The 13209-nt window shown below is 72.0% G+C and carries 11 protein-coding genes; 4 read left to right on the forward strand and 7 right to left on the reverse strand.

Translation table 11 applies throughout. The features are described 5' to 3' along the window. Both ABT288_RS30325 and ABT288_RS30330 read right to left on the reverse strand, forming a co-directional pair. A partial coding sequence (locus tag ABT288_RS30325; RefSeq protein WP_351614340.1) for a serine/threonine-protein kinase occupies nt 1-1133 on the reverse strand: 1133 nt, incomplete at its 3' end. Between the two features lie 198 nt (nt 1134-1331). Beyond that, a complete protein-coding gene (locus ABT288_RS30330) occupies nt 1332-3041 on the reverse strand; it encodes a glycerol-3-phosphate dehydrogenase/oxidase (RefSeq protein ID WP_351614342.1) in 1710 nt (569 codons plus the stop codon). Nucleotides 3042-3319: 278 nt separating this feature from the next. Between ABT288_RS30330 and ABT288_RS30335 the strand changes: the two genes are divergently transcribed. After that, nucleotides 3320-4528 carry a nucleotide sugar dehydrogenase gene (locus ABT288_RS30335; RefSeq protein WP_351614345.1) on the forward strand — a complete coding sequence of 403 codons (1209 nt, stop codon included), beginning with the start codon at nt 3320-3322 and terminating at the stop codon, nt 4526-4528. A gap of 159 nt (nt 4529-4687) precedes the next feature. Continuing rightward, a complete protein-coding gene (locus tag ABT288_RS30340) occupies nt 4688-5266 on the forward strand; it encodes a hypothetical protein (RefSeq protein ID WP_351614348.1) in 579 nt (192 codons plus the stop codon). Between the two features lie 65 nt (nt 5267-5331). On the opposite strand, the gene ABT288_RS30345 is transcribed toward ABT288_RS30340, so the two are convergent. From ABT288_RS30345 to ABT288_RS30360, 4 genes are all read right to left on the reverse strand, one after another. Then, entirely contained in the window at nt 5332-6456 is a 1125-nt protein-coding gene (locus ABT288_RS30345) for a GuaB3 family IMP dehydrogenase-related protein (protein WP_351614351.1), read from the reverse strand. A 148-nt stretch (nt 6457-6604) separates the two neighbouring features. After that, a complete protein-coding gene (guaB, locus tag ABT288_RS30350; RefSeq protein WP_351614354.1) occupies nt 6605-8110 on the reverse strand; it encodes an IMP dehydrogenase in 1506 nt (501 codons plus the stop codon). A 164-nt stretch (nt 8111-8274) separates the two neighbouring features. After that, nucleotides 8275-8862, reverse strand: a complete 588-nt coding sequence (locus tag ABT288_RS30355; RefSeq protein WP_228621181.1) for a sigma-70 family RNA polymerase sigma factor — start codon at nt 8860-8862, stop codon at nt 8275-8277. 1214 nt (nt 8863-10076) lie between these two features. Next, entirely contained in the window at nt 10077-10688 is a 612-nt protein-coding gene (locus tag ABT288_RS30360) for a response regulator transcription factor (protein ID WP_003948568.1), read from the reverse strand. A gap of 380 nt (nt 10689-11068) precedes the next feature. Here ABT288_RS30360 and ABT288_RS30365 point away from each other — a divergent pair, with 380 nt between their 5' ends. Next, a complete protein-coding gene (locus tag ABT288_RS30365; protein WP_351210476.1) occupies nt 11069-11398 on the forward strand; it encodes a WhiB family transcriptional regulator in 330 nt (109 codons plus the stop codon). Between the two features lie 139 nt (nt 11399-11537). On the opposite strand, the gene ABT288_RS30370 is transcribed toward ABT288_RS30365, so the two are convergent. Next, complete coding sequence (locus tag ABT288_RS30370; protein ID WP_351614357.1) at nt 11538-12437, reverse strand: LysR family transcriptional regulator; 900 nt, start codon at nt 12435-12437, stop codon at nt 11538-11540. Between the two features lie 80 nt (nt 12438-12517). Between ABT288_RS30370 and ABT288_RS30375 the strand changes: the two genes are divergently transcribed. Continuing rightward, nucleotides 12518-13186 carry an MOSC domain-containing protein gene (locus tag ABT288_RS30375; RefSeq protein ID WP_351614359.1) on the forward strand — a complete coding sequence of 223 codons (669 nt, stop codon included), beginning with the start codon at nt 12518-12520 and terminating at the stop codon, nt 13184-13186. Nucleotides 13187-13209 lie beyond the last annotated feature (23 nt).

The following is a 13209-nucleotide window of genomic DNA, read 5'->3' on the forward strand; positions in this document are numbered from 1 at the left end:
GGCCGCGTCCCGCCCTGGGCGGCAGGACGTGCCCCGCCCGCGGTGGCGCCGCCCGCCTTCGTGGCCTCACCGGCACCCGGCGCCGCCGTGTCGTCGCCGCTCTTCGTCCGCGCGGACGCGGCCGCCGTGGCCGCCCCGGCCGCCTTGCGGACCGAACGCAGCGCGCCGCGCAGCTTCTCCCCGGCCTCCTCGCCCCGCCTGCCCTCGGACGAACCCGGCTGCGGCGGCAGCGGCACCACGCGCGTCGCGTCCATCGGCTCCGGCTCGGGCGCGTGGATCACGGCGTTGAGCATGGCCCGGGCGCCCGCGTCGTCGAGCCGCTTGGCCGGGTCCTTGGTGAGCAGGCCGTAGATGACGTCCCTGAGCGGGCCCGCGTTCTTGGGCTCCTCCAGGGGCTCGGTCATCACCGCGGTGAGGGTGGCGATCGCCGAGCCCTTGTCGTACGGGGGCACGCCCTCGACCGCCGCGTACAGCAGGCCGCCGAGCGACCACAGGTCGGCCGCCGGACCCGGCTTGTGGCCGCGGGCGCGCTCGGGCGAGATGTAGGAGGGGGCGCCGACGAGCATGCCGGTGGAGGTGATGGACGGGTCGCCCTCGACCTGCGCGATACCGAAGTCGGTGAGCACGACCCGGCCGTCCTCGGCGATGAGCACGTTCGACGGCTTCACGTCCCGGTGCAGGATGCCCTCGCGGTGCGCGGAGCGCAGCACGTCGAGGATGGCGAGCCCCACCTCGGCGGCGCGCTTCGGCTCCAGCAGGCCGTCCTCACGGATGGCCTCGGCGAGGGACTTGCCCTCCACCAGCTCCATCACGATCCACGGCCGGTCGTCCTCGTCGACCACGTCGAAGACCGTCACCGCGCTGTTGTTGCGGATCCGGGCGATCGCCTTGGCCTCGCGCAGGGTGCGCGTGATCAGGCGCCGCTTCTCCTCCTCGTCGATGTTCGACGGGAACCGCAGTTCCTTGACGGCGACCGTCCGGCCCAGGGTCTCGTCCTCGGCGCGCCAGACCGTGCCCATGCCGCCCCGGCCCAGCACGTCTCCCAGCCGGTACCGCCCGGCGAGGAGACGACGCTCGCTCTTGTCCTGACGAGTCCCCTGACGAGATGTTCCCGCCCGCTCCGCCTCCGACATGCGTCCCCTCATACAACCCGCCCTGACAGAGCCTCCATTGTCTCTCACTCGACAAGTGGCCGACGCCCAGGGGGCCCTTCGCCGCAGGCGGGATCCGGTGCACCGGTTTCGGGGAAATACGCCTGGTTTCGGCAGGGGTGACGGGCGTTCGGGTGCCCTCGGGCACCCGGCTCAGGGGCCGGCTTCGGCCACGGTCCCTCAGGTGAACGGCACTATGTCCGGCGCTCCCAGCCTCGCCGCGTCCGCCGTCTGGTCGTCGGGCTGGAGCTGGGACTCGCGCTCGGCCTCCACCCGCTTCTCGTAGTGTTCGACCTCGCGCTCTATCTGGTCCTTGTCCCAGCCGAGGACCGGTGCCATCAGCTCGGCCGCCTCACGGGCGCTGCGGGTGCCCCGGTCGAAGGTCTCGATGGAGATGCGGGTGCGGCGGGTGAGGACGTCGTCCAGGTGCCGGGCTCCCTCGTGCGAGGCGGCGTAGGCCACCTCGGCGCGCAGATAGTCGTCGGCGCCCTGCAGGGGCCGGCCCAGGGCGGGGTCGGCGGTGATGAGGTCCAGGACCTCCTCGGCCAGGGAGCCGTAGCGGTTCAGCAGGTGTTCCACACGGGCGACGTGCAGTCCGGCGCGGGCGGCGATCCGGGCGCGCGCGTTCCACAGCGCCTGGTACCCCTCGGCGCCCAGCAGCGGGGTCTCCTCCGTCACGCAGTCGGCGACCCGCATGTCCAGGCCGTGCACCGCCGCGTCGACCGCGTCCTTCGCCATCACGCGGTAGGTGGTGTACTTGCCGCCCGCCACGACCACGAGTCCCGGCACCGGATGGGCGACCGTGTGCTCGCGGGACAGCTTGCTGGTGGCGTCGGACTCGCCGGCGAGGAGCGGGCGCAGGCCGGCGTACACCCCCTGCACGTCGTCACGGCCGAGCGGCACCGCGAGCACCGAGTTGACGTGCTCCAGCAGGTAGTCGATATCGGCGCTGGACGCGGCCGGATGGGCCTTGTCGAGGTTCCAGTCGGTGTCGGTGGTGCCGACGATCCAGTGCCGGCCCCAGGGGATGACGAACAGGACGGACCTCTCGGTGCGCAGGATCAGGCCGGTGGTGGAGTGGATGCGGTCCTTGGGCACGACCAGGTGGATGCCCTTGGAGGCGCGGACGTGGAACTGGCCCCGCTCCCCCACCATGGCCTGGGTGTCGTCGGTCCACACACCGGTCGCGTTGACGACCTGCTTGGCGCGGATCTCGTACTCCCCGCCGCTCTCCACGTCCTGCACCCGGGCGCCGACCACCCGCTCGCCCTCGCGAAGGAATCCGGTCACGCGCGCGCGGTTGGCCGCCCTCGCACCGTAGGACGCCGCCGTGCGCACCAGGGTGGCCACGAAGCGGGCGTCGTCCATCTGGGCGTCGTAGTACTGCAGGGCGCCGACCAGGGCGTCCTTCTTCAGGCAGGGGGCGACGCGCAGGGCGTGACGGTGGCTCAGATGACGGTGCAGGGGCAGGCCCCGGCCGTGGCCACGGGCCATGGACATCCCGTCGTAGAGCGCGACGCCCGAGCCGGCGTAGAGCCGCTCCCAGCCCTTGTGCTGCAGCGGGTAGAGGAACGGCACCGGCTTGACCAGGTGCGGGGCGAGCCGCTCCAGGAGCAGTCCGCGCTCCTTCAGGGCCTCGCGGACGAGCGCGAAGTCGAGCATCTCCAGGTAGCGCAGTCCGCCGTGGATCAGCTTGCTGGACCGGCTGGAGGTGCCGGAGGCCCAGTCGCGGGCCTCGACCAGACCGGTGGACAGGCCGCGTGTGACGGCGTCCAGAGCGGTGCCCGCGCCGACGACTCCGCCGCCGACCACCAGCACGTCCAGCTCCCGCTCCGCCATCGCCGCCAGTGCCTCGGCGCGCTGCGTCGGCCCCAGAGTCGCTGTCCTCACGCTGCCTCCCGCTGTCGAGACTCGCTCGCGTCGGCCGCACCCGGTGGGCGAAGCCCGGTTCATCCCCTCCTCATGCCCAAATTCTGACCGGCTTGCCCGACTTCAGCCACCACGGGTTCCCAACCTGTGGACAACTCGCGCACAACCCTCGGAAGACACACGAACACAATCACACATAACGGTCATATATGTACCTAGCCTGACATAGCGCTCGCTGACGCTGCCCACAGCGATTGCGCACCTGTCCCGCTTCGGCTATTGGGAAGGACGGCCCAGCCATGCCCGCAGACCTCGCCGTCATCGGACTCGGCCCGTACGGTTTGCCGCTCGCCCAGGCCGCTGTCGCCGCGGGCATCCCCACCGTCGGCTATGCCACCGGCCCCGAGGCGGGCTCGCTCAGCCCCGCCGAGCTGCGCCGGATGCTCTCCGCGGGTTTCCGGCCCGGCACCGACCCGGCCCAGCTCGGCCGGGTGCGCACCGCGGTGATCTGCGCGCCGACCCCGCGCGGTGCCGACGGCGGACTCGACCTCGGCCAGGTGGAGGCGGCCGCCCGCGCCCTCGCCCAGCGGCTGCGCCCGCACACCACCGTCATCCTGGAGTCGCCGGTGCTCCCCGGCACCACCGAGGAGTACCTGCGCCCCCTGCTGGAGGAGGGCTCGGGGCTGCGCGCCGGCCGCGACTTCCACCTCGCCTACTCACCCAGCCGGGTCGACCCCGGCAACCGCGACCACGTCCCCGCCAACATCCCCAAGGTCATCGGCGGCCTCACCCCCGCCTGCACCGAGTCGGCCGCCGCCTTCTACGGCCGGATCACCGACAAGGTGGTACGCGCGCGTGGGCTGCGCGAGGCGGAGACCGTACAGCTGCTGGAGACCAACTTCCGGCACGTCAACATCGCGCTCGTCAACGAGATGGCCGTGCTCTGTCATGAGCTGGGCGTCGATCTGTGGGACGTGATCCGGTGCGCCGAGACCAAGCCCTTCGGCTTCCAGACGTTCCGACCCGGACCCGGCGTCGGCGGGCACGGCGTCCCGCAGGACCTGACCGGTCACGCCACCCGCACCCTGCGCATGGTGGAGCTCGCCCAGCAGGTCAACAGCCGGATGCCCCGGTACGTCGTCCAGCGCGCGGCCACCCTCCTCAACGAGCACGGCAAGTCCGCCCGCGGCGCGCGCGTGCTGCTGCTCGGCGTCACCTACAAGCCCGATCTCGCCGATCTGCAGGGCACCCCGGCCCAGGAGATCGCGATCCGGCTGATGGAGCTGGGCGCCTCCGTCAGCTACCACGACCCGCTCGTGGCCTCCTGGAACGTCCTGGAGCGCCCGGTCCCGCGCGCGGACTCGCTCTACGAGACCGCCGCCGAGGCCGACCTGACGATCCTGCTCCAGCAGCACCGCACGTACGACCTGCAGGGGCTGTCGGTGAAGGCGCAGCTGCTGCTGGACACGCGCGGGGCCACGCCCACCGGGGCGGCGCACCGGCTCTGAGCCCGGTCACGAACGGAAAACGGCCGGGGGCGTTGTCGTCCCCGGCTGTTAGTCTCCCCCGGACTCGCCGCACGCACGTGCACGGCGAGCGCACGCACGCGTGCGCGGGCCTTCCGCATCCGTCTTCCAGTCGTGCTCCATCTCGGGGGGATTTCTGTCATGAGCCAGTCAGCACCACCGCCGCAGCCGCCCCAGCCCGGTCCGGTCGACGGCAACCCGTACGCCCAGAACGCGTACGCCCAGCCGGCCCCGGCCGGTGCGCCGTACCCGCCGCAGCCGGGCGCCCACGCGCCCCAGCCCGGCGCCTTCGCCCCGCCGGCACCGCCCGCGCCGGGCCGGAACAACCTCGTCCTCGGCCTGGTCGCCGCGTTCGTCGCCGCCCTGGCCGCCGCCGCGCTCTACGGCGTCGTCATCGGCGCCACCAAGCACGAGATCGGCTACGCGGCCGTCGGCGTCGGCTTCGTCGTCGGTGTCGCGGCGGGCAAGGCGGGCGGCCGCAACCCTGCACTCCCCGTGGTGAGCGCGATCCTCGCGCTCGGCGCGGTGTACGTCGGTCAGCTGGTCGGCGAGGCCATGATCATCGCGGACTACGTGCACGCGGGCTTCTCCGAGGTCTTCTTCGGCCACCTCAGCCTGGTCCAGGAGGCCTGGAAGAAGGACGCCGACCCGCTGACCTTCCTCTTCTTCGCCATCGCCGCGTTCGCCGCGTTCTCCGGCACCAAGAAGGCCGCCGCGTAACGCCTTCCCGCGAACGGCAGGGCCCGGCCACCTCCTCGGTGGCCGGGCCCTGTGCGTCGTGCGTGTCAGCGGCGGTGCTGGCTGTCCGCGACGGTCACCTCGACCCGCTGGAACTCCTTCAGCTCGCTGTAGCCGGTCGTGGCCATCGCGCGGCGCAGGGCGCCGAAGAAGTTCATCGAGCCGTCCGGGGTGTGGGACGGGCCGGTGAGGATCTCCTCGATGGTGCCGACCGTGCCCAGGTCGACCTTCTGGCCGCGCGGCAGCTCCTCGTTGACCGCCTCCATGCCCCAGTGGTGGCCCTTGCCGGGCCCGTCCGTGGCGCGGGCCAGCGGGGAGCCCATCATCACGGCGTCGGCGCCGCAGGCGATCGCCTTGGGCAGGTCGCCGGACCAGCCGACGCCGCCGTCCGCGATCACGTGCACGTACCGGCCGCCCGACTCGTCCATGTAGTCACGGCGGGCCGCGGCCACGTCGGCGACGGCCGTCGCCATCGGGACCTGGATGCCCAGCACGTTGCGCGTGGTGTGCGCGGCGCCGCCGCCGAAGCCGACCAGGACGCCGGCCGCGCCGGTGCGCATCAGGTGCAGGGCCGCGGTGTAGGTGGCGCAGCCGCCGACGATCACCGGGACGTCCAGCTCGTAGATGAACTGCTTCAGGTTCAGCGGCTCGTGCGAGGACGACACGTGCTCCGCCGAGACCGTCGTACCGCGGATGACGAAGATGTCCACGCCCGCGTCCACGACCGCCTTGGAGAACTGGGCGGTGCGCTGCGGGGAGAGCGCGGCGGCCGTGACCACGCCGGAGTCGCGCACCTCCTTGATGCGCGCGCCGATCAGCTCCTCCTTGATGGGCGCCGCGTAGATCTCCTGCAGGCGGCGGGTCGCCTGCTCGGCGGGCAGCCCGGCGATCTCGTCCAGCAGCGGCTGCGGGTCCTCGTACCGCGTCCACAGGCCCTCGAGGTTGAGCACGCCGAGGCCGCCCAGCTCACCGATGCGGATCGCGGTGGCCGGGGAGACCACGGAGTCCATGGGGGCGGCCAGGAACGGCAGCTCGAAGCGGTAGGCGTCGATCTGCCAGGCGATCGAGACCTCCTTCGGGTCCCGCGTACGGCGGCTGGGGACGACGGCGATGTCGTCGAAGGCGTACGCCCGGCGGCCGCGCTTGCCGCGCCCGATCTCGATCTCAGTCACGTCTGTGGCCTTTCCCTATGCGTTGCAGCGCCTTCCAGTATCGCCGACGGGTACGACAGAAGCCCTCCGTGGGGACGACAACGGCGGCCCCGGATGCTCCGGAGCCGCCGCCGCGCGACCTGCACGCGCCTTCACGCGCGCGTGGGCGTCACTTCTTGCTGCTGTAGTTCGGTGCCTCGACCGTCATCTGGATGTCGTGCGGGTGGCTCTCCTTCAGACCCGCCGAGGTGATCCGCACGAACCGGCCCTTGGACTCCATCTCCGCGATGGTGGCGGCGCCGACGTAGCCCATGGTCTGGCGCAGGCCGCCGACGAGCTGGTGCAGGACGTTGGCGAGCGGACCGCGGTAGGGCACCTGGCCCTCGACGCCCTCGGGCACGAGCTTCTCGTCGGTGGTGACGTCGGCCTGGAAGTAGCGGTCCTTCGAGTACGACCTGCCCTGGCCGCGGGACTGCATGGCGCCGAGCGACCCCATGCCCCGGTACGACTTGAACTGCTTGCCGTTGATGAACAGCAGCTCGCCCGGGGACTCCTCGCAGCCGGCGAGGAGGCTGCCCAGCATCACCGTGTCGGCGCCCGCGGCGAGCGCCTTGCCGATGTCACCGGAGTACTGCAGGCCGCCGTCGCCGATCAGCGGGATGCCGGCGGGACGGGCGGCGAGGGACGCCTCGTAGATGGCGGTGACCTGGGGGACGCCGATGCCGGCGACCACTCGGGTGGTGCAGATGGAGCCCGGGCCCACGCCCACCTTGATGCCGTCCACACCGGCGTCGATCAGCGCCTGGGCGCCGTCGCGCGTGGCGACGTTGCCGCCGACCACGTCGACGTGCACGCTCGACTTGATCTTGGACATCCAGCTCAGGGCGTTGCTGTTGTGGCCGTGCGAGGTGTCGACGACCAGGAAGTCCACACCGGCCTCGGCGAGCGCCTGGGCGCGCTCCAGCGCCTCCGGGCTGGCACCGACCGCGGCACCGACGAGCAGCCGGCCCTCGGCGTCCTTCGCGGCGTTCGGGTACTTCTCCGCCTTGACGAAGTCCTTGACGGTGATCAGGCCCTTGAGGACGCCCTCGTCGTCGACGAGCGGCAGCTTCTCGATCTTGTGCTTGCGCAGCAGCTCCATGGCCTCGGGGCCGGAGATGCCGACCTTGCCGGTGACCAGCGGCATCGGGGTCATGACCTCGTGCACGCGGCGGGTGCGGTCGCTCTCGAAGGCCATGTCGCGGTTGGTCACGATGCCGAGCAGCTTGCCGGCCGGGTCGGTGACCGGGACGCCGCTGATGCGGAACTTGGCGCACAGCGCGTCCGCCTCGGCGAGCGTGGCCTCCGGGTGCACCGTGATCGGGTCGGTGACCATGCCGGACTCGGACCGCTTCACCAGATCGACCTGGTTGACCTGGTCCTCGATGGAGAGGTTGCGGTGCAGGACGCCGACACCGCCCAGCCGGGCCATCGCGATCGCCATGCGGGACTCGGTCACCTTGTCCATCGCCGCCGACAGCAGCGGGATGTTCACCCGGACGTTGCGGGAGATGCGGGACGAGGTGTCGGCCGCGTTGGGGAGCACCTCGGATGCGCCCGGAAGCAGCAGCACGTCGTCGTAGGTCAGCCCGAGTGTCGCGAATTTTCCGGGCACTCCGTCGACGTTTGCAGTCATGACACCTTCCCCAAATGGCCTTGATCGGTGCGGATGTCCATGCTAACGGGAAGCATCGCTAGCAAATTCCACGGTACGGGGTGACTTCAGGCTTCGTATGTTCGTACGGAAGCGGAAGCATGCCTGTTCACCAAAGGGAGCTGCAGAGGCTTCGTACAAGGGTGTTACTGCTCGGCGAGCGCGCGCAGGCGGCTCAGTGCCCGGTGCTGGGCGACCCGGACCGCGCCGGGTGACATTCCCAACATCTGCCCCGTCTCCTCCGCGGTCAAGCCCACGGCGATGCGCAGCAGGAGCAGTTCGCGCTGGTTCTCGGGGAGGTTGGCCAGCAGCTTCTTGGCCCACTCGGCGTCGCTGCTGAGCAGGGCGCGCTCCTCGGGGCCGAGGGAGTCGTCGGGCCGTTCGGGCATCTCGTCGGAGGGCACCGCCGTCGAACCCGGGTGGCGCATCGCGGCACGCTGCAGGTCGGCGACCTTGTGGGAGGCGATGGCGAAGACGAACGCCTCGAAGGGCCGGCCGGTGTCGCGGTAGCGGGGCAACGCGAGCAGGACCGCGACGCAGACCTCCTGGGCGAGGTCCTCGACGAAGTGACGCGCGTCGCCGGGCAGCCGGGACAGCCGGGTCCGGCAGTAGCGCAGCGCCAGCGGGTGGACGTGGGCGAGCAGGTCGTGCGTGGCCTGCTGGTCCCCGTCGACGGCGCGGTGGACGAGCGCACCGATCGCCCCGTGGGCCGTGCCCGCCTCGTCGTCGCGCATCGGTCCATGGTGCCTTGTGGCCGTCCGGTCCGTCGCATTGTGCTCGTGGTTGTGCACTGAAGCGTTATGAGCAGGCGCGCCGGCACTCATCTCCTGCGCCCTCCCCTTCCGCTCGACCGACTCGTCCCCGAGAGACTCCACGTCTCAAGGATGCGGCATCCGCGGCGAAACGAGCAGCGCGCGTCGTGCGGGCCGACTTGCGCACCGTCCGCCGAAGCGCCCTGCGGAGCCGTACGCCGGGGGCACGGACAGCCCGACCGTGTACGTCGCGGGCCTCGCCGGGCGGCGCCGACCACGGGTGTTGCCGGAGTGGATCTCCGTGCGCGCTCACGGCCGGCCGCCTGCCGCGCGGTTCCCCGGATGTGACCGGGTCCACCCCTCGACGGCACACCACGGCCGATTCCACGGGCAGCCGAAACCCCCGTCAGAGCTTCTCACCGGCCCCACCTCCTCGAGCGGACCGGGACCAGGACCGGACGCGCCGATACGACACCGGACCCGAGGGGCCCGGTGGCCCGCACCACGCACGGACGCCGCGCCGTGCATGGTGATCGTCCCCACCACGCATGGGCGGCGCGCCGTGCATGGTGATCGTCCCCACCACGCATGGGCGGCGCGTCGTGCATGGTGATTGTCCGCCCATGCCAGGGCCGGGCAGGACACGCCCGCCCATGACGGCCACGCCGCGCGCGGCAATGCTGGGCAGGACACCCTTCCACGGCCGCCACGCCGCGCCATGCACCGCTGCGCAGACTCACCCGCCCACGGCAGCCACACCCCGCATTGGCGACCGTTCCCCACACAGCGCTTGGCGCGGCGCCCCGCAGGGCGGTCGTCGACGCCGCAGACGAGCGCGCGCCCGCGCCGGCCACGGCGGCGCGGGGCAGGACGCGCCTGTACGGCGACGGAGCCGCAGTGCAGTTCCGCGCACGCGCGCGTGCCGCCAGGGCGTGCCGGTACGGACTCGGGGCCGACGGCGCCGCCGAAGGGCATGCTCGTCCGGCTGCGCGCGGGGCCGAGGCACGGCGCTTCGGCGCCTGAGCCCGGCGCGGTGCCGTACGTGCGTCGCCTTCGGGTCGGCAGTCGGCCCGGGGACTCCCCGAGGGGCCGGTGGGACGTTGCGCTGCTGCCAGGGGAGGCGGATATGCGTCCGGCTCCGGGAGTGGCACCCGGCGCCGGAGCGGCCCCGCCCGCCCCGCAGGGCTGGGCACTGTCTACCGGACCAGTCCCCAGCGGAAGCCGAGCGCCACGGCGTGGGCCCGGTCCGAGGCGCCGAGCTTCTTGAACAGACGCCGCGCGTGCGTCTTGACGGTGTCCTCGGAGAGGAACAGCTCGCGGCCGATCTCCGCGTTGGAGCGGCCGTGGCTCATGCCCTCCAGGACCTGGATCTCGCGCGCGGTGAGCGTGGGCGCGGCGCCCATCTCGGCCGAGCGGAGCCGGCGCGGGGCCAGTCGCCAGGTCGGGTCGGCGAGGGCCTGCGTCACCGTGGCCCGCAGCTCGGCGCGCGAGGCGTCCTTGTGCAGGTAGCCCCGGGCGCCGGCGGCGACCGCGAGGGCCACGCCGTCCAGGTCCTCGGCCACGGTGAGCATGATGATGCGCGCGCCGGGGTCGGCGGACAGCAGGCGCCGCACGGTTTCCACGCCGCCCAGGCCGGGCATGCGCACATCCATCAGGATGAGGTCGGAGCGGTCGGCGCCCCAGCGGCGGAGGACTTCCTCGCCGTTGGCCGCCGTCGTCACACGCTCGACACCGGGCACGGTCGCGACCGCGCGGCGGAGCGCTTCTCGGGCAAGCGGGGAGTCGTCGCAGACGAGGACGGATGTCATGACCGCCCTCCGCAGCTGATGCGCGTCACCTTGAGCCTCCAGGCTGGTACGGAATCGTCACCTGTGCGGTCGACCGTCTCGGACGCCTGCCCGAGCTCTTGTGTTTTCAACCGCCTCCGCACTCTCAACGACGGTCACTCGAAAGAGTTACGGGGCTACATGCCGTCTTCGGCACTCTACGTGAGGGCCTCGACACGGTGCAGACACGAACAACAGACCCTCAACTTTTCATCACAACTATGCCCCGTTTGGCCCCTTTTCTTCCCGTTTCGCAGTGTCTGAGGCTAGATTCGCAATGAGTCATATTTTCATCTCCTTAGACCGGAGATGTACGGTCGTTGGCACCGTATCCGCTCAGAACGGCTACAAGGGGTCACGTAATGGCAGATTTCTCCCGCCTTCCCGGACCGAACGCGGACCTGTGGGACTGGCAGCTGCTGGCCGCCTGCAGGGGCGTGGACAGCTCGCTCTTCTTCCACCCCGAGGGCGAGCGCGGGGCGGCTCGGAGCGCTCGCGAGAACTCGGCCAAGGAGGTCTGCATGAGGTGCCCTGTCCGCGCGGAGTGCGCGGCGCACGCGCTGGCGGTACGCGAACCGTACGGCGTGTGGGGCGGCCTGACCGAGGACGAGCGTGAGGAGTTGATGGGGCGCGCGCGCAACCGCCTGGTGACGGCTTCGGCCGCCGGCGCGGACACCGCCCCGAACCACTGAAGGAACGTTTTTGCATCCACAGACCACCGGATGCACTCATCCCCCCAGGGCACGCCGCCTCGCCACGTGCGTGCCCTCGACTCTGCCGGCGCCACCCGGCCGGGTTCGGTCCGCCGGCCGTCGGGCGGGACTCGGTCCGCTAGCCGCGCCCCGTCGCCCGGGCCAGCTGTTCCAGCGTCGCCGCCACGGCCGGCACGTGTGCCAGGTCGGGCAGGGTGAGGGCGACGATCTCACGCCGTACCGCCGGTTCCAGCCGGACCGTGCGCACGCCCCTGGGCCGTACCGACTCCACCGCCAGCTGGGGCAGCACGGCGACGCCCAGACCCGCGCCGACCAGTCCGGCCACCGCCGGATAGTCGTCCGTGGCGAAGTCGATGCGCGGGGTGAAACCGGCCCCCTCGCACACCTCGACCAGCTGGCCGCGGCAGCGCGGGCAGCCCGCGATCCACGGCTCCTGGGCCAGCTCACCGATGGCGACGCTCTCCGCGCGCGCGAGCCGGTGCCGCTCGGGCACCAGCGCCACCAGCCGGTCCATCAGCAGGGGCCGTACGACGAGGTCGTCCCAGTCCTCCGCGACCGCCGCGCCCTCGTAGCGGAAGGCCAGGGCCAGGTCGCAGTCGCCCTCGCGCAGCAGCTCGACGGACTTCGGGGGCTCGGCGTCCTCCAGGGAGACGCGGGTGCCGGGGTGGGCTGCGCGCAGGGCGGCCAGCGCGGTGGGGACCAGGGTGGAGCTGCCGCTGGGGAAGGAGACCAGCCGGACCCGGCCGGCGCGCAGACCCGCGATGGCGGCGACCTCCTCCTCGGCCGCGGTGAGCCCGGCGAGGATGCCGGAGGCGTGCCTGACCAGGGCCTCCCCGGCCTGGGTCAGCCGCATCTCGCGGCCGCTGCGGACCAGCAGCGGGGTGCCGACCGAGGTCTCCAGGGCCTTCATCTGCTGGCTGACGGCGGGCTGGGTGCAGCCCAGTTCGCGCCCCGCAGCCGAGAAGGAACCGGTGGCGGCGACGGCGCGCAGGACGCGGAGATGACGGGCCTCGATCACCCTTAGAGTATAAGCGCAGCTTGGGGATGATGCGCGATATTCGCTCGACGCTTTGAGGTGCGGTCCCGTACCGTGCGGTCATGAAGCTTCTCTCGGTCAATCTGGGCCGCCCGCAGCCGGTGCCGTACACGGACCAGGCGGAGGGTGTGACAGGCATCGACAAGAAGCCGGCCGAGGGGCCGGTGCGGGTGGCGGCGCCGGGCCCCAAGGGCGTCGGTGGGAGCGGCCTGGCCGGGGACGCGGTGTGCGACCTGCGGCATCACGGCGGGCACGACCAGGCGGTGTACGCCTTCGCGCGCGAGGACCTCGACGACTGGGAGCGCGAACTCGGCCGACCGTTGGCCAACGGTTGCTTCGGGGAGAACCTGACGACGGACGGCCTGGACGTCTCCGGCGCGCTGATCGGCGAGCGCTGGCGGATCGGTTCCGGGGTGGTCCTGGAGGTGACCTCGGGCCGGATCCCGTGCCGTACGTTCCAGGGCCATCTGGGCGAAGGCGGCTGGGTCAAGAGGTTCACACAGAAGGGCGCAACGGGTGCCTACCTCCGGGTGATCGAACCGGGTGAGATACGGGCGGGCGATCCGATCGAGATCGTGCACCGCCCGGACCACGGGGTGACGGCGGCGCTGCAGTTCCGCGCGGTCACCACCGAGCGGGAGCTGCTGCCGCGGCTGCTCGCGGCGGGTGAGGCGCTGCATCCGGAGGCGCTGGCGAAGGCCCGCAAGTACACGGCGGAACAGGCGGGCTGAGCGGCCGTCACCCACGAGCACGG

Origin of the sequence: Streptomyces sp. NPDC001093, assembly GCF_040298985.1 — a bacterium.
Taxonomy (GTDB): domain Bacteria; phylum Actinomycetota; class Actinomycetes; order Streptomycetales; family Streptomycetaceae; genus Streptomyces.

Bases quoted from the DNA above. Each gene is read 5' to 3' on its own strand.
- ABT288_RS30335 (WP_351614345.1), top strand. From the start codon at position 3,320: ATGCCCGCAGACCTCGCCGTCATCGGACTCGGCCCGTACGGTTTGCCG.
- ABT288_RS30340 (WP_351614348.1), top strand. From the start codon at position 4,688: ATGAGCCAGTCAGCACCACCGCCGCAGCCGCCCCAGCCCGGTCCGGTC.
- guaB (WP_351614354.1), bottom strand. From the start codon at position 8,110: ATGACTGCAAACGTCGACGGAGTGCCCGGAAAATTCGCGACACTCGGG.
- ABT288_RS30355 (WP_228621181.1), bottom strand. From the start codon at position 8,862: ATGCGCGACGACGAGGCGGGCACGGCCCACGGGGCGATCGGTGCGCTC.
- ABT288_RS30360 (WP_003948568.1), bottom strand. From the start codon at position 10,688: ATGACATCCGTCCTCGTCTGCGACGACTCCCCGCTTGCCCGAGAAGCG.
- ABT288_RS30365 (WP_351210476.1), top strand. From the start codon at position 11,069: ATGGCAGATTTCTCCCGCCTTCCCGGACCGAACGCGGACCTGTGGGAC.
- ABT288_RS30375 (WP_351614359.1), top strand. From the start codon at position 12,518: ATGAAGCTTCTCTCGGTCAATCTGGGCCGCCCGCAGCCGGTGCCGTAC.